Annotated in this window: 10 protein-coding genes and 4 pseudogenes; 9 read left to right on the forward strand and 5 right to left on the reverse strand. The window is 41.8% G+C overall.

Annotation, left to right across the window (positions count from 1 at the left end):
* Positions 1–123: 123 nt before the first annotated feature.
* Positions 124–357, reverse strand: coding sequence for a hypothetical protein (locus NI470_RS14000; RefSeq protein WP_225554309.1), 234 nt, complete (start codon positions 355–357; stop codon positions 124–126).
* A 288-nt stretch (positions 358–645) separates the two neighbouring features.
* On the opposite strand from NI470_RS14000, the gene NI470_RS14010 reads away from it, so the two are divergent.
* The 4 genes from NI470_RS14010 (at position 646) to lldD (ending at position 4,597) form a co-directional block, all read left to right on the forward strand.
* The gene (locus tag NI470_RS14010) at positions 646–798 is read left to right on the forward strand and encodes a hypothetical protein (RefSeq protein ID WP_370940781.1); all 153 of its coding nucleotides are present in this window, start codon (positions 646–648) and stop codon (positions 796–798) included.
* A gap of 224 nt (positions 799–1,022) precedes the next feature.
* A complete protein-coding gene (lldP, locus tag NI470_RS14015; protein ID WP_004282148.1) occupies positions 1,023–2,687 on the forward strand; it encodes an L-lactate permease in 1,665 nt (554 codons plus the stop codon).
* A 17-nt stretch (positions 2,688–2,704) separates the two neighbouring features.
* Positions 2,705–3,448, forward strand: coding sequence for a transcriptional regulator LldR (lldR, locus tag NI470_RS14020; RefSeq protein WP_180039011.1), 744 nt, complete (start codon positions 2,705–2,707; stop codon positions 3,446–3,448).
* Between the two features lie 3 nt (positions 3,449–3,451).
* On the forward strand, positions 3,452–4,597 hold the full coding sequence (lldD, locus tag NI470_RS14025; RefSeq protein WP_004282143.1) for an FMN-dependent L-lactate dehydrogenase LldD: 1,146 nt from the start codon (positions 3,452–3,454) through the stop codon (positions 4,595–4,597).
* A 353-nt stretch (positions 4,598–4,950) separates the two neighbouring features.
* On the opposite strand, the pseudogene NI470_RS14030 reads toward lldD, so the two are convergent.
* Positions 4,951–5,100: pseudogene (locus NI470_RS14030) on the reverse strand (VF530 family DNA-binding protein); the annotation flags it as partial.
* A 328-nt stretch (positions 5,101–5,428) separates the two neighbouring features.
* Between NI470_RS14030 and fruB the strand changes: the two are divergent.
* The 4 genes and pseudogenes from fruB to NI470_RS14045 form a co-directional block, all read left to right on the forward strand.
* Positions 5,429–6,557, forward strand: a pseudogene (gene fruB, locus NI470_RS15915) (fused PTS fructose transporter subunit IIA/HPr protein); the annotation flags it as partial.
* A gap of 86 nt (positions 6,558–6,643) precedes the next feature.
* Positions 6,644–8,293 (forward strand): annotated as a pseudogene (ptsP, locus tag NI470_RS15920) (phosphoenolpyruvate--protein phosphotransferase); the annotation flags it as partial.
* A gap of 6 nt (positions 8,294–8,299) precedes the next feature.
* On the forward strand, positions 8,300–9,232 hold the full coding sequence (pfkB, locus tag NI470_RS14040) for a 1-phosphofructokinase (RefSeq protein ID WP_253148794.1): 933 nt from the start codon (positions 8,300–8,302) through the stop codon (positions 9,230–9,232).
* Between the two features lie 4 nt (positions 9,233–9,236).
* Positions 9,237–10,919 (forward strand): fructose-specific PTS transporter subunit EIIC, encoded by a 1,683-nt coding sequence (locus NI470_RS14045; protein WP_253148796.1) that lies wholly within the window; start codon positions 9,237–9,239, stop codon positions 10,917–10,919.
* A gap of 29 nt (positions 10,920–10,948) precedes the next feature.
* Here NI470_RS14045 and NI470_RS14050 read toward each other — a convergent pair.
* Positions 10,949–11,183, reverse strand: a pseudogene (locus NI470_RS14050) (hypothetical protein); the annotation flags it as partial.
* 247 nt (positions 11,184–11,430) lie between these two features.
* On the opposite strand from NI470_RS14050, the gene NI470_RS14055 reads away from it, so the two are divergent.
* Positions 11,431–14,778: a DEAD/DEAH box helicase gene (locus tag NI470_RS14055; RefSeq protein WP_253148798.1), complete on the forward strand. Its 3,348-nt coding sequence runs from the start codon at positions 11,431–11,433 to the stop codon at positions 14,776–14,778.
* Positions 14,779–14,883: 105 nt separating this feature from the next.
* On the opposite strand, the gene NI470_RS14060 is transcribed toward NI470_RS14055, so the two are convergent.
* Both NI470_RS14060 and NI470_RS14065 read right to left on the reverse strand, forming a co-directional pair.
* Complete coding sequence (locus NI470_RS14060; RefSeq protein WP_100358166.1) at positions 14,884–16,695, reverse strand: monovalent cation:proton antiporter-2 (CPA2) family protein; 1,812 nt, start codon at positions 16,693–16,695, stop codon at positions 14,884–14,886.
* Between the two features lie 172 nt (positions 16,696–16,867).
* Positions 16,868–17,129, reverse strand: a 262-nt coding sequence (locus tag NI470_RS14065; protein WP_253148800.1) for an integrase core domain-containing protein, incomplete at its 5' end; no start/stop codon positions are given.

Consider the following 17,129-nt stretch of genomic DNA (forward strand, 5'->3'; position numbering starts at 1 on the left):
AAACGATTAAGTCTATAACATAGCAATAAAGACAAAATTATTGGTATTAATACCGATTATAAAATCTTTTTGAGCAATTATCCACGTAGGAACATCCGCTCTGCTACCACCACTTGAATATCCTCACGACGTAACACATAACTGAGCCTCACCTTGTTGCTTTGTACTAAAGCCAACTACTTGGTGGCTTAAATCTTTCGGTGCACCTCGGGTTTTTGCTACCACATGCTGAACGACACTGACGTCAGAGCCAAATAAAGACACTTTATAGGCAATCAACTGCTCTTGATTGGTGGAATGAAGTTGTTGGGCTAGTACATTTTCATCCAAGTTTTGCATCGGCAGTTGTTGAGTCAATCGAGCGACCATTGGATGGCTGAATCAAACCAAATTGATATATTTCCTTGACTGAGCAAGGCTTTATTGTAGGTAGATCAACTGGTTGTACGATAGATCTTGGGTGCAGACCTCTTCATTTAGAAATTATATTCCCCAAGAAGCTTTCAGTAGTAGGTTTGTGCAACAAAGCCTCTTGCAAATAAAGGCTATCAAGGGATTTATACATTGTATCCAAATAGTTTATGGCCATTAAAAGCAAAAAAGCACTAAAAACCAGATCTCGAGCTAAAACTTTATAACCAAGAAATCAATAAAAGAAGAATTGGGATTGAACAGGTATTTGGAACTTTGAAAACCTTCAAAATCCTTGCCGAGCGATATCGCAACCCTGGCAAAAGACTAGGATTAAGATTTAATTTAATTGTGGGAATCTATAATTTTGAGCTGAGTAAAAAGTGAATTATGAAAGAAATCTAATATATAAAATTTTAAGAGATTATAAAAATTGGTCATACCAAAAAATAAATTAAATCTTTTATATTGTGTTTTTGGGCTAATATTACTAATATCGCCAATACAAAATGCACATTTTATCTCTTAAACACTAAATTGGTCATACCAATTTAGTGTTTAAGTACAATAAACTGTTCAATCTAGTAGTTAAGCATTTCAAGGAGTAGACAATGCTTCAACAGTGGCAACAAATTTATGATCCTATAGGCAATATCTGGATTTCGAGTGCTATTGCGCTAGTTCCAATTATTTTCTTTTTTTTAGCGTTAGCTATTTTTCGCATGAAGGGTAGTGTAGCCGCTACAATTACCGTTTTTTTAGCCTTTCTGGTCTCATTATTTTTATACAAAATGCCAATTGGAATGGCATTAGCATCAATGGTCTATGGATTCTTCTACGGCCTGTGGCCAATTGCATGGATTATTATCGGTGCAGTTTTTATATATAAGATTTCAGTAAAAACAGGACAGTTTGATGTTATTCGTTCGTCTATTCTGTCAATTACAGAAGATCAACGTTTGCAAATGCTATTAGTTGGGTTTGCTTTTGGTACGTTTTTAGAAGGTGCGGCAGGTTTTGGTGCGCCCGTCGCAATTACTGCGGCACTGTTGGTGGGACTCGGCTTTAAGCCTTTATATGCGGCTGGGCTATGCCTGATAGTTAATACTGCACCTGTTGCTTTTGGTGCAATGGGAATTCCGATCATTGTCGCTGGGCAGGTTTCAGGTGTTGACACCATGGAAATCAGTCAAATGGTTGGTCGTCAGTTACCCTTTATGGTGCCAATTGTATTGATCTGGATCATGGCAATCATGGATGGTTGGCGTGGGGTTAAAGAAACTTGGCCTGCTATTTTAGTTGCCAGCTTATCTTTTTCTTTAGCGCAATATCTAACATCAAATTTTGTTGGGCCTGAGTTACCCGATATCACTGCTGCAATTGCATCATTAATCAGTTTAACTATCTTACTTAAGTATTGGAAACCAAAACATATTTTTCTTTTTGAGGATAAAAATATACAGGTAGATGAAACTATTATCAAGCAAGCTCGTAAACAATATAGTGTGGCACAGATAGCCAAAGCCTGGTCTCCATTTCTGATACTTACAGCAATGGTGACGATCTGGAGCATCAAACCTTTTAAAGATTTATTTGTTAAGGACGGCCCATTAAGTGATTTAGTAGTTTCAATTAAAGTGCCGTATTTGCATCAATTGATTCAAAAGCTACCACCTGTCGTGCCTGAAATTAAAGATTATGATGCGATTTATAAGTTTGATTGGTTATCAGCAACGGGTACGGCGATTATATTGGCGGCATTGATCACGATTATTTATTTAAACATGAAACCTAAAGAGGCAGTTTCGACATTCTTTGAAACCGTGAATGAACTAAAAACCCCAATTTATTCGATTGGTATGGTACTGGCTTTTGCGTTCATTGCAAACTATTCAGGTCTGTCAGCAACGCTTGCTTTAGCACTGGCACATACGGGTCAGGCTTTCACCTTCTTCTCACCATTCTTGGGTTGGGTTGGAGTGTTTCTTACAGGTTCAGATACTTCAGCTAACGCATTGTTTTCAGCGTTACAAGCAACTACAGCACAGCAAATCGGTGTGCCTGAAGTCTTGTTAGTTGCTGCCAATACCAGTGGTGGAGTAACAGGTAAGATGATTTCCCCTCAATCAATCGCGATTGCTTGTGCAGCAGTGGGTTTAGTTGGTAAAGAATCTGATTTATTTAGATTTACAGTAAAACACAGCATTATCTTTACGGTGATGATTGGTATTATTGTGACCTTACAAGCTTATGTTTTCCCGTGGATGATTCCGTAAACGGGTCAAGGAAAAAAATGAAAGTCTCCGACAAAGTAGTACAGCGGTTACGTCTATTGATTGAAAAAAATAATGTGCAAGTCGGAGAGCGATTGCCTGCCGAACGCCAACTCTGTGAACAATTGGGTGTGTCTCGTAGCTCTTTACGTGAGGCGATTCAACAGCTGATTACCGCAGGGATTATTCAGAGCAAAGCGGGTGCAGGCAACTATTTAAAGCAGTTGCCTGCACATTGGTCACAGCATCAAATCGTTGAGCCATTATCCGGTTTGATGGATCAAGATCCTGAATATCGTTTTGATGTACAAGAAGCTCGTATGGTGCTTGAAGGTGGTACAGCGTGGTATGCCGCACAACGTGCCACACCCAGTGATTTGATCAATATTCGTCAGTGTTTTGAGCAGATTAGCCATTTTCAGGCCTTAGGTGATGATGCACACGCAGCAATAGCGGATGCGAAGTTTCATCTGGCGATTGCAGAAGCATCCCACAATCTAGTGCTGATCCAAATGATGCGTAGTTTGTTTGATTTATTGCAAGACAACGTGATGTTAGGGCGACGTAAAGTCTACACTACACCACAACATTTTGAACAATTGCATGACCAGCACTTTGAAGTGATGGATGCAATTGAACGTCAAGACTCAGAGACTGCACGTAAGGCAGCTTGTGGGCATATTGAATTTGTTGTTCAACGCGTACGTATGATCGATGAAGAAGAAGCTCGTCGTCAACGTTCGAGTCGATTAAATAGGACATAAGTTATGATTATTTCTTCTGCAAATGACTATCGTGAAGCTGCGAAACGTCGTTTACCGCCATTTTTATTTGAATACATCGATGGTGGTGCCTATGCGGAATATACTTTAAAGCGTAATGTAGACGATTTATCAAAAATCGCTTTACGTCAACGTGTGTTAAATGACATGTCTGAGCTGAGCTTAGAAACGCAATTGTTTGGTGAAAATTTGGCGTTGCCAGTGGCATTGTCACCTGTAGGTCTAACGGGTATGTATGCGCGTCGTGGCGAAGTTCAAGCCGCGGTTGCCGCAGATAAAAAGGGCATTCCATTTACCTTATCAACAGTTTCAGTTTGTCCAATTGAAGAAGTGGCACCTGCGATTCAACGTCCGATGTGGTTTCAACTGTATGTACTACGTGACCGTGGTTTTATGAAAAATGCCTTGGAACGTGCTAAAGCCGCAGGCTGTTCTACCTTAGTATTCACAGTCGATATGCCTGTTCCAGGTGCGCGTTATCGTGATGCACATTCAGGAATGAGTGGTAAAAATGCTGCAATACGTCGTTATATGCAATCGTGTATGCACCCACACTGGGCTTGGAATGTCGGTTTATTGGGTCGTCCGCATGATTTGGGTAACATTTCGAAATATTTAGGTAAGCCGACAGGTCTGGAAGATTATATCGGTTGGCTGGGAAATAACTTTGACCCTTCAATTTCTTGGAAAGATCTTGAGTGGATTCGTGATTATTGGGAGGGTCCCATGGTTATTAAGGGGATTTTAGATCCTGAGGATGCCAAGGATGCAGTACGTTTCGGAGCAGATGGAATTGTGGTCTCCAATCACGGTGGTCGTCAGCTTGATGGTGTTTTGTCTTCTGCTCGTGCGCTTCCTTCAATCGCAAGTGCGGTCAAAGGTGACATCAAAATTTTAGCAGATTCAGGGATTCGTAACGGTCTTGATGTGGTACGTATGTTGGCTATGGGTGCAGATATTTGTATGCTTGGTCGTGCATTTGTATACGCACTTGGTGCTGCCGGCGGTTCTGGGGTAAGTAATTTACTAGATTTGATTGAGAAAGAAATGCGTGTGGCAATGACATTGACTGGTGCAAGAACCATTGCAGATATTACATCGGATTGCCTGGTCAAACTAGAGAAAGAGTAAGCGATTTAATTACTCACATTACTAAGGCTTTGCCAACTTTCCTTTGGAAAAAGAGATTCTTATCTAAATAATTTGGGTAAACAAAGCTTCCTTTTGAAAAAAACCAACCTTGGTAAGAGTCACCAACATAAAATACACTAAATAACATAATTGCTATGTTAGTAAACTCTATATATAACAGTTATATAGAGTTTTTATTTTGTGTGGTGTAATTTAATGTAGGGTGGGGTAATTTGATTTTTGGGCACTAATTTATTGTGATAATCAACAATAATAACCAACATACATATGCTTAATCTAAAGGTATTTTACTGACTGGTATAATTTTATGATGAGAGGGGTGTTGCCTGGGGCTACGGTTTCTGTTTTGCTTTTTGACGTAACACGTACAAATATAAGCTTTCTACTTTTTCACGTGCCTAGGGTGTGGTACGCAAGAATCGCAATGATGATTTAACACTTGGATCTATGCAAAAACATCTAACTTCAATTTTACGACTTAAACTGAACCGTACCGGGTTTGTCGGAGACCAAACTTTCTGAGATGAGACGCATTGCTTCGCAAGACGTAGCGAAGCGTAGTGATCCGATGAAAAACCTAAATATACCCCTGAAATCAGAGATAGAGCGGTTCAATTAGAACTAAACCCAACTATCGCAACACTGGGCTTTGGAGAATCTCGTCGTTTCTTAATTGCGTCGTAATAATGATTATCAAGATAAAATCAAAATATACAGATTTTTGTGTAAATCCTGAGTAGAATTCGACTTTTATTTTTTCTCCAGTAAAAAGGCATAGCTTTTCACTATGCTATTTTGCAAGGACGCTTTATGCTCGCGCTAGATATACAACATATTCGAATGAAACAACACGCCACTGATAAAGCACAAGCGTTGCAATGTCTAGTCGATATCTTGGTCGAAGACCAATTGGTTACACCTGATTATATTCATGGGTTGACCGGGCGCGAACAACAAAGTGCAACGTATTTAGGACAAGGAATTGCCATTCCGCATGGGACGCCTCAGTCTCGCCAATCTATTTTAAAAACTGGGATTCGTCTGGCGCACTTTCCTGAAGGAGTTGTTTGGGACGGTGAAAATAAAATTTATTTAGCAGTAGTGATTGCTGCGAAATCAGATGAGCATTTGCAAGTCTTACAAATTTTGACGCGGGCTTTAATTAACGATGTCGCTGATCAAGTGAAACAGGCTCAATCTGCAGAGCAAATTATTGCATTATTACAAGCCCAACCCGCATCTTTGGCATTGCATGAAAATTTAATCGCCACTCAAGTTCCCGCACTTGATGTAGAAGATTTGATTTGGCAGGCAACACAGTTGCTGAAACAGCAAAAAATGGTGGAGTGTGGTTTTCTGTCGGGTTTAAACCTAAACAGCATGATTCATTTAGGGGAGGGAGTGTGGTCGATCACTTCTAACCAGCATGTTTTGAGCCCAGCTGTAAGTTTGGTAAAAGCGGAACAGGTTTTAAGCCATCAGCAGGAAATGCTCAAGACTTTGGTGTGTATTGCCAGTAATGAGCAACTGGATATGCAACGGTTTCAACGGTTAATGGATATTTTGTTTGATACTGAACAAGTTCATACCCTTAACCAAGAACAAGATAGTCACCAGTTGGCGCAGTTAATTGGTGCTGAACTGATTCCTGATTGGCCATCTCGTCGTATTGTCTTAGCTAACGCTCATGGTCTACATGCGCGTCCCGCGACACACTTGGTCAATATGACCAAGAAATTTGCAGGGGATATTCTCGTTGCTGTAGATGAGGGGGCTTACGTTTCGGCAAAAAGTTTAATCAAATTATTAGCCATGGGATGTCGTCGTGGTCAAACTCTGACTTTTATTGCACAACCTGATACTGATGCTGTAGCAGGCTTAGAACAGATTATTGATGCAGTTCAACAGGGCTTAGGAGAAGAGGTTGAAGCTGTTGATCTTGTATCTCATCAGCACAGCAGTAGTGACCCAGTCGTAAATACTTTGGAATTAATGCCTTTTGAATCACATGGCGATACGGGTAGCTGCGGTATTGCGGCATCAACTGGCCTTACTTTTGGTCCTGCACATGTGGTGAAGCCACGTGAATTTAGTTATGAACGTCGCGGACAGAGTTTTAAAGCTGAGAATGAAAAGCTTGAAATTGCGCTTCATCAGGTGAAAAATAGCTTACGTCAATTCATTGCACATACTGAATCTACTGCCATTAAGCAGATATTCATGGCACATTTGGAAATGCTGGATGATCCAGACCTCCTCCAAAGTGTACAACGCGGTTTAAAACAAGGGTTGTCTGCTGCTGCAGCTTGGCATGATCATATTGAAGTGGCTGCTACCGCACAGGCTGCACTTAGCGATCGTTTACTGGCAGAGCGCGCGGCTGATTTAAGGGATATTGGTGAGCGTGTTTTGGCTGCTTTGTGTGGTGTGGCCGATATCACAGAACCCGAGCAACCTTATATCTTAATTATGCATGATGTTGGTCCGAGTGATGTAGCGCGTCTGAATAAAGATCGTGTTGCAGGTATTTTGACCGCGGTTGGTGGAGCGAGTGCCCATAGTGCCATTGTGGCACGTGCTCTGGCTATTCCAGCAGTCGTAGGTGCAGGTATAGCTGTTTTAAATATTGAGAACCATGCCACCGTGCTAATTAATGGGGATACAGGTGAGTATGTGGTCTCACCCGAGCGAAATCAGATTGATCATGCCATTGCAGAGCGCCAACGCCAGCGCGAGTTGCGAGAACAAGCAGAACAGCATTGTTTTGAACCTGCCATCACACTGGATCAACATCAAGTTGAAATCGCAGCCAATATTGGCAAAGTGGACGCTACGATACAGGCTGTGGCCGATGGGGCAGAAGCAATTGGTTTGCTACGCACAGAATTGGTCTTTATGTCACACAGCAGTGCGCCTGATGAGGCTACACAAGAAGCCGATTATCGGGTGGTGTTAGATGCTTTGGCGGGTCGTCCATTGGTGGTACGTACACTTGATGTGGGCGGGGACAAACCTTTGCCATATTTGCCTATTGAAAAGGAAGAAAATCCGTTCTTAGGCTTACGTGGTATTCGTCTGACTTTACGTAAGCCAGAGTTGTTACGTCAGCAATTGGTTGCTTTACTTAAAGCAGCAGATAATCGCCCATTAAGAATTATGTTTCCCATGATTGGGCGGGTTGAAGAATGGCGAGCAGCAAAAGCAATTTTGGATGAGGTTCGCATACAGCATCCATGTGAAAACTTACAAGTCGGTATTATGATTGAGGTTCCTGCGGCAGCATTGTTGGCTCCAATTCTTGCTCAAGAAGTTGATTTTTTTAGTATTGGAACCAACGATTTGACTCAATATACTCTGGCGATTGACCGTGGTCATCCACTGTTGTCTGCTGAAGCTGATGGCTTACATCCGAGTATTTTGCTATTGATTGATCAAACGGTTCGGGCAGCACATCAGCATGGTAAATGGGTGGGCATTTGTGGTGAATTGGCTGCTGATCCAAAAGCTGTGCCTGTATTGATAGGCTTGGGCGTGGATGAGTTGAGTATGTCGAGTACCAGTATTCCATTGGTGAAGGCGCAAATTCGTGGTTTGAACTATATAAATTGCCAACAGGTCGCACAGCAAGCCTTAACTTGTGACAGTGCGTCTGCCGTACGTGCATTGGTGGAGTAATTACGAATGGCTAAGATATTAAGCATTACTCTGAATCCTGCAATTGACCTCACCGTGCAATTGGATCAACTAAAAGTTGGCGAGGTCAATCGTCAGTTAACGGCCCAAAGCCATGCAGCAGGTAAAGGCTTAAACGTGGCACAGGTCCTTAAAGATTTGGGACATGAACTGATTGTGAGTGGCTTTTTGGGGCAAGAAAACCGTCAAATTTTTGACCATCATATCCAGCAAGAGCAATTTGATAACCAATTTATTTATGTTGCAGGTGAAACACGACAAAACATTAAAGTTGCAGAAGCTTCTGGTCAGATGACTGACATCAATGGCAAGGGCTTTTTTGTAGATACCTCAGCAAAACAACAACTACGTGAACGCCTATCTCAACTGATTTTAGAGGTTGATGTGATTGTGATTGCTGGCAGTTTGCCACAAGGGTTTTCTGCAGAAGAGCTTTCGACACTGATTCTATGGTTACAGTCTGTGGGTAAAAAAGTCGCAGTAGATACCAGTGGTGTTGCGTTGAAAGCAGCAATTGCTGCCCATCCTTGGTTGATTAAGCCTAATACAGATGAGTTGACAGAAACCTACCATTTGCCAGCAGAAACGTTTGCAGAACAGCAGCATCTTTTTGCCAGTTTAAATAGTCAGATCGAACATATTGTGGTCTCGATGGGTGAAAACGGGGTGAACTGGCTTCACCGCACGCAAACCCTGCATGCTACTGCACCGAAGGTCACCGTCCAAAGTACGGTGGGTGCGGGAGATTCCTTGCTGGCAGGTATGATTCACGGCTTGTTGAGTTCAACTTCCCCAGAAGAAACATTGAAAACAGCAACCGCAATTGCGAGCAATGCTGTGACCCAAATTGGGTTTGCTCTTCCAGACTTTACTGTTATTGAAGATTTGAAATCGCAAATCTCAGTCCAATCATTGAGTTAATACGATGCAAGAGATAAAACATATTTTATTTGTGCCACATAGCCCCGAGCAGCCGATTAATGCAGTGATTTTGGCCAAAAAACTCTCCAAAGCAGCAACAGCACTTGGTATTTCCAATCATGTGGCGACATCAGTTGAGCATCTCGATTTATCAAATGTTATTGATACGGTTGTTTTTGTTGGACAGAAGTCGGCAGATGCAGATCAACTGCGTGACAAGGTTGTGAAAGTCATTGGTTTGAATAACGCACAACACGATGCGATCATGCTTTTGCAACAAGTTCTTGAGCATTCAGAGGCTTTAGATGAAACTATTGCAGCCAATGTAGGGGTTACACGGTTTGTCGCCATTACAGCATGTCCAACTGGTGTTGCGCATACGTTTATGGCGGCCGAAGCCTTACAACAAGGTGCAGTAAAGCACGGTTATCAGATTGATGTTGAAACCCAAGGATCGGTTGGGGCTAAAAATATTTTATCGGCAGAAAGTATTGCCAAAGCAGATGTGGTGATCTTAGCAACGGATATTGAGGTCAATACAGATCGCTTTGTAGGCAAACGCGTATATCGCTGCAGTACAGGATTTGCCCTTAAGCAAACGGATAAGACTTTTGCAAATGCAATTGCTGAGGCCAAACTGCTTGAAACGGGTAAGCAAACAGCCACTAAGACAGAAAATGAAAACAAAGAAAAAACTGGAATTTATAAACACCTTTTAACAGGGGTGTCTTTCATGCTGCCAATGGTGGTGGCGGGCGGTTTGATCATTGCCATCTCGTTTATGTTTGGCCTCAATCCTGTTGAAGGAAGCTTTGCCGCATCCTTAAAGCAAATAGGTGCTGCAGCATTTACTCTTATGGTACCTATGCTGGCAGGTTACATTGCTTATTCTATTGCGGATCGTCCGGGTTTAACTCCAGGTTTGATTGGCGGTTTACTTGCAACACAATTAGAGGCAGGCTTTCTCGGTGGATTAGTTGCAGGTTTTATTGCAGGTTATATTGCGTTATTTTTATCGAAACAGCTTAAACTCCCAAGTAGCCTAGAAGCATTAAAACCAATTTTGATTATTCCACTATTGGCCAGTTTAGCTGTTGGTTTAATCATGATTTATGTGGTTGGACAGCCTGTTGCACAATTGTTTGAATTACTCACACACTTCCTTGCCAATATGGGGACGACCAATGCCATGATCATGGGGATTATCCTTGGGAGTATGATGTGTATTGATGTTGGGGGCCCAATAAACAAAGCGGCTTATGCCTTTACGGTGGGCTTACTTACGTCACAAACATACGGACCGATGGCGATTACCATGGCTGCGGGTATGGTACCGCCATTGGGTATGGCAATTGCAACTTTTCTGGCAAAGCATAAATTTGCCAAACCTGAGCAAGATGCAGGGAAGGCTGCTGTAGTTCTGGGCCTATGTTTCATCTCGGAAGGGGCTATTCCGTTTGCTGCCAAAGACCCGATTCGAGTGCTTCCATGCGCGATCGCAGGTGGTGCTGTAACTGGGGCTTTGGTTGCATTATTTAAATGTGAACTAGTCACTCCTCATGGCGGTGTAATGGTACTGATCATTCCGAATGCGATGAATTATCCATTAAAATATTTATTGGCGATTGCGATTGGAAGTGTGGTGACTGGTGTAGCTTATGCCGTGATAAAACAACGGTTAGAGTAAGCCCTTCATAGAAGCTTTGTGAAGGCTATTTAGTGCAATAAATGAATATTATGCAATCCTATTTTGGATCAGTTGGAGAGTCTCTGCTTGAATTTGTCCAGGTAATAGGTCATGAGCGATATTGCTGAATCGGATTGCAACCTTACAAATCGAGCCAATAATTTCATCGACTTCTTGGACACAAAGTTCCGCTTCCTGAGTACCAAGTTTCACAAGAGCTTGTCGAGGAATATTCAGTGCCTCACCCATGATATCCATTTGATGTGCAGGAAAGTTCTAAACCTTTACTGATCGCTTCTGCACTGTATTCAAAGGCGATTAATGGCCGACCTGTGATTGCGGTTGAGGAGACCAATGTACCCCAAAGCCAATATTCACCCCATCCATTGTAGTAAACATTAAGTTTTTGAGCATGGATTTATTTCCTTTTGATACGTTGGCGAGCACTACTGTTCTGAAATGACAGCTTTGTCCGTTATAATTGTATAAACATTTTTGGTTTCTGGTAATTATGTCCTCATTGATCAATTTTCTATCTCGCTTTAGTACTGCAACTCTTCAGCGCAGTCTGAGCTATGCTAAACACATTGATAGAGAAACAATTGAGTTCTTTGAAGAAAATGATGATGTCACGATGTATGCTCAAATTGAAGGGACAGATTATTACGATACCGCGATTACCTATAATCTTAAAAAAGACCGTTTAATCGATGACGACTGCACTTGTCCGGTTGGATATAACTGTAAACATGCTGCTGCTTTAGCGCGATTATTCTTTCAAGAATATCGTCAGGAATTTCAACAGCGTTATGCTGAATCTCAATCCTCGCAGGGAATCGCAAAACGCCAACGGGGGGATGATCAGGCGCAGCGCTGGTTGAATGATTTTAAACGGTATTTACAACAGACTGAACCAGAGCAATCTGTCAAAACAAACAATTATTTAATTTACCTGCTAGATCAGTCTGTCAGCTTAAAGAAATTGACAGTTGATGTTCAGAAGGCCAGACGCAATAAAAACGGCTCAATTGCGGGGGAAAGTTATTATACCCAATATGAAAATATCACCAGAAAGCATCTGACTTTACCTGAACAAAAACGACAATTATTTAACCAGATTTATTATTATGCCAAAATAAACAGTGACGAACGCTTTTATCAAAGCAATCTTGATATCTCCAGAATTTTATTGGAACATTTCAAATCTTTTATTCAAAGTGGCGATGTGTACTGGCAAAAAAAGAGCCATACTGCACTTCAATGGTCAGAACAAGGCTATCACATCGAACTGATCTGGCAACAAGGTGTAAACAAACAGACAGAGCATTTAAACATTGAATTGGTCAATGGTGATATTCGACTCGATTTGAAATCAAATCCACATATTCAGATTCTCGCGAGCCATCCCCCATGTTATGTGGATATTCAACAGAACACGGTGGGCCAGTTATATGGTGAATATACGGCAAATCTTCTGTACCATTTTTTACAGATGCCTGATCTTCCATCTATGCTCTTGCCAGAGTTTGAGAAACTGACTCATCAATATTCAGACGTGAAAAATCTGCCTCAGCCCGAGTCTATTCAGCATATTGATGTCCTTGAGGGAAGTCCCCAGCCAATTTTACGCTTCGGTGTTTTAGATAAATTTGATTGGAAATGGGAAGAGTCTGTTTGTGCCGAAATTGAATTCTCCTATGTAGGCGGACGAATAAAAGCAGGTACATCAGGTGACAGTTTTATTGGTGAGCAGCATGGCAAAATGGTGCGACAGCTTCGGGACTTAGTTCAGGAACAACAGTCAATCCAGCGTTTACAGCTATTGGTCGAATCACTGAAGTGGGTGAAAGATCTTAATTATTACCAGCAATTAAAACTGGATAAACAACGTCTTGATTCTATGGTTTTTGCGTTCTATGGAGACTGGATCAAACAGCTGATGCCCATCAATCAAATTGAATTGATTGGATGGCAGATAGAGCATCTGGAACACAGCCCATTTAAGCTGCAATATGTTGAAAATTTAAATATTTCCATCACTGAATCTGAAAGCCAACAAGACTGGTTCAATATCGGGGCGACCGTTCAGGACAGTGCAGGCAATAGCTATGATTTACTCGATGCACTTGTGGCTTTGGTGAAAGAACAGCCTGATTTACTTGATCCACGGATTTTTGGTCATCTGAATGACAGTCAAATTTTCACCCTGAAAACTGCAGCGGATCAACCAGATTTGGCTTTATCCGCAAAGGACATTAAGCCGGTATTGTTGCATCTGCAGAGCATTTTACAGCAAGAAGAGCGTAGCATAGATCGCTATGATGCGAGTCAACTATTAGAATTACAGCATCATCTGGGGATGGTGTGGCAGGTCAGTAATCGCCTGCAGCAATTTGCGCAGAAATTCAAACAAGGCTATCAGCAACAACTGCCGACACCACAAGGTTTTCAGGGGGAATTACGTCCATACCAGCAGCAGGGCCTAGGCTGGTTACAGTTTTTAAGGGAAACCCAGCATGGCGGGATTCTGGCGGATGATATGGGTTTGGGTAAAACAGCACAAACTTTAGCCCACTTACTCATGGAAAAGCAGGCTGGTCATTTGCAGGACAGACCCGCCTTAATTGTTGCACCCACATCGCTGATGCATAACTGGTTCAAAGAAGCGGAAAAATTTACCCCTGAGCTCAAGGTACTGCTGCTACAAGGCCCCGACCGCCATCAGTATTTTGAGCAGATTTCACACTATGACATTGTGTTAACCACCTACCCGCTCTTGGCGAGAGATGAAGAGCAACTGAAGCAATATGAATATCATCAACTCATTCTGGATGAAGCGCAGAATATTAAAAATCCGCGTGCCAAAGCTGCACAGGTAGTACGGCAATTAACAGCGCGACATCGTCTATGTCTAACTGGTACACCTATGGAAAATCATTTGGGTGAGCTGTGGGCACTATTTTATTTTCTAATGCCAGGATTTTTATATTCACAAGAAATCTTTAATAAAAAGTACCGCTATCCTATTGAAAAACGCGGCGATCAGCAGTTAAGGCAAAAGTTGGTAAACCGCATTAAACCCTTTATTTTACGTCGCTTGAAAACTGACGTTGCCAAGGAATTGCCTGAAAAAACCACGATTGAAGTCAATATTGACATGAATGAGCAGCAATCCAAGCTATATGAGGCTGTTCGCGCCACGATGCAGGCAAATATTCAGAAAATTGTGGCAGAAAAAGGCTTTAAGCGTAGTCAAATCCAAATTTTAGATGCCTTGCTGAAGCTGCGTCAGGTCTGTTGTCATCCTAGCTTGCTGAAACTGGATTCAGTTAAAACCGGGCAGGCGTATTCTGCCAAACTTGAACAGTTGATGGATATGGTTGTTCCAATGGTGGAAGAGGGACGAAAAATTCTTATTTTCTCTCAGTTTACCTCAATGTTGGAACTGATTGAACAACAGCTCCATCACGCAGAAATTGGCTATGTGAAGCTGACTGGAAAGACCAAAAAGCGAGATGAAGTCATTACAGCATTTCAGTCTGGACAAGTGCCGGTATTTTTAATCAGTCTGAAAGCAGGAGGGGTCGGTCTGAATCTAACTGCCGCAGATACGGTCATTCACTATGATCCATGGTGGAACCCTGCTGCTGAAGATCAAGCTTCAGATCGTGCATGGCGGATTGGACAGGATAAGCCGGTATTTGTGTACAAGCTGATTACCAATAAAAGCATAGAAGAAAAAATTCTTGCCTTACAGCAAAATAAAGCAGAACTGGCACAGTCTATTCTAAGTACCGATCATGAGGGCGAAGCGAAACTGACGGAAAATGACGTGATGAACTTGTTTGAGAAATTTTAGTTTGGTTTGGGATATTGAGAAAATAAGAAAAGTGGGGTTCAGCGGATGCTTACCGAAAAAGAGATCTACACAGACCTCTTTTTTATTTGGGTTTAATACGTGAAATTATTGCTGAGTGTCATCTTCATTCAGAATTTGTCCTGTGTGCTTTGGTGTAATTAAAGGTGCAGTCGGACGCGGTCCTGTGTATTGCAAGCCGATACCCGCATAAACATCATCTGCTGCAACTTCGGTTTCAAAACGTTCTTTGTCTCGTTCTCGGATTTCTTGGCTAATTTCTTCAACATCACTCTGGTCAACACCCAATTCTTCTAAAATCGCACCGCCAAATAGCATTGCCGACTCGAAGGTTTCTCGAATCATATAATCCACATTTTGTTTTGCTAAATGCAGCGCATGCTCTCGGTCATAAGAGCGAACCAGTAACTTGGTTAAAGGAAATTCATGTTGCACCAACTCTACAATCTTATTCGTCGTTTCTTTGTGGTCTACGCAAACAACAATTGCTTCAGCCGTATCTGCTCCAGAGGCATGTAAAATATCTAAACGAGAACCATCGCCATAGTAAATTTTAAATCCAAATCTTTCAGCGTTTTGAATCATGTCGATATCATTATCAATGATGGTCACATCAATGCCTCGAGCAAGCAGTAATTGACTGGAGACTTGTCCAAAACGACCGAAACCAATCATCAATACTTTTCCAGAAAGTCCTTCGGCAATACGGATATTTTCTAAAGACGTTTGTTCTGTAGTTTGGGTAAAACGTTTAAATAGAATGCCTATAATCGGGGTCAAAATCATCGACAAAACTACAATTGCAGTCAGGTTTGAACTTTCAGTAGCACTAATGATTTGAGCACTCATGGCGGCAGCAAAGAGTACAAAAGCAAACTCGCCCCCTTGAGCCATTAGTAATGCGCGATCGAGTGCTTCAGAGTGTGAACTTTTGGTCATGCGTGCAGTCAGATAAATTATGGATGCTTTGACAAACATCAGCACAAGAACAGCACTTAAGATTAACCCCCAGTTATTTTTTACGACGTTAAGGTCTAATGACATGCCTACGGCTAGAAAAAATAATCCGAGCAATATGCCACGAAACGGTTCAATATCTGCTTCAATCTGATGGCGAAAAGTGGATTCGGAGAGTAATACCCCTGCAAGGAATGCCCCCATAGCCATCGATAAGCCAGTGACTTGCATCAGTAATGCTGCGCCGAGTACTACTAAGAGTGCTGCTGCAGTCATGACTTCACGGGCTTTGGCTAGGGCTAATAAGCGAAATAAAGGATTAAGCAACCAATAGCCTGCAGCGATTAAACCTGCAATTGAAATTAAACCAATTCCAATGCTCTGCAAACGCGTAGAAGTACTTTCAACAACATGATTCGGTGCGATAAAAGCGACAATTGCCAATAAAGGGACAATCAATAAATCTTCAAACAGCAGGATCGAGATAATTTTTTGTCCTCGTGGTTGAGCAATGTCTCCACGATCTCCCAAAAGTTGCATAACAATTGCAGTTGAGGTGAGTACAAAGCCTGCAGCACATACAAAACTCACTTGCCAAGAATAGCCATAGACCAAGCCTACAGCCGTTAGCCCCAATGAACAGGCACTAATCTGTAATGCGCCTAATCCAAAAATTTCTTTTCTTAAACTCCATAAATATGATGGACGCATTTCTAGTCCAATCACAAACAGATACATCACAATACCAAGCTCAGCGATATGCAGAATAGACGCAGAATCGTAGAAAAATGCTAGTCCAAATGGACCAATAATTAATCCTGCAATTAAATATCCCAATACCGAGCTTAATCCTAGGCGCTTGATTAAGGGGACTGAAATCACTGCCGCTGTGAGCAGTATGACAGGGGATAGAAGGCTGATAGATGTGGCTTCTGCACTCATATATTTCTCAGGTTTGTGTAGAGTATGTTGACATTTCAAGTATAGAAAGTAGATTCAAAAAACAAGTGCAACACGTTTGTAGTTAGTTGAAAATCGAGGTGTATTTGTAGAATCATTAGACTTTTCAACGCTCTGAACCGTACCGAGTTTGTCGGAGACTTTTTTATTTAAGTTAGGCCACCTGACCTAACGGGTTAATCTTATCATAGTACATTGCTTCAAAATTAAAAGGTGATACATAACCAAGTGCACTGTGTATACGCTTTTTATTGAACCAATCCACCCAATTCAATGTGGCAAGTTGTACATCAGCTAAACCCTGCCAATCTGCTTTTAAATATTTAATCACCTCTGTTTTGTATAAGCCATTCACCGTTTCAGCCAAAGCATTATCGTATGAATCACCAGTCGTACCGACTGATGCTCGTAAATTT

This window comes from Acinetobacter lwoffii, assembly GCF_024129115.1.
Lineage (GTDB): Bacteria > Pseudomonadota > Gammaproteobacteria > Pseudomonadales > Moraxellaceae > Acinetobacter > Acinetobacter lwoffii_T.

What these genes read in the sequence shown, in the direction of transcription:
- lldP (WP_004282148.1), top strand. Translation starts at nt 1,023, where the DNA reads ATGCTTCAACAGTGGCAACAAATTTATGATCCTATAGGCAATATCTGG.
- lldR (WP_180039011.1), top strand. Translation starts at nt 2,705, where the DNA reads ATGAAAGTCTCCGACAAAGTAGTACAGCGGTTACGTCTATTGATTGAA.
- lldD (WP_004282143.1), top strand. Translation starts at nt 3,452, where the DNA reads ATGATTATTTCTTCTGCAAATGACTATCGTGAAGCTGCGAAACGTCGT.
- pfkB (WP_253148794.1), top strand. Translation starts at nt 8,300, where the DNA reads ATGGCTAAGATATTAAGCATTACTCTGAATCCTGCAATTGACCTCACC.
- NI470_RS14045 (WP_253148796.1), top strand. Translation starts at nt 9,237, where the DNA reads ATGCAAGAGATAAAACATATTTTATTTGTGCCACATAGCCCCGAGCAG.
- NI470_RS14055 (WP_253148798.1), top strand. Translation starts at nt 11,431, where the DNA reads ATGTCCTCATTGATCAATTTTCTATCTCGCTTTAGTACTGCAACTCTT.
- NI470_RS14060 (WP_100358166.1), bottom strand. Translation starts at nt 16,695, where the DNA reads ATGAGTGCAGAAGCCACATCTATCAGCCTTCTATCCCCTGTCATACTG.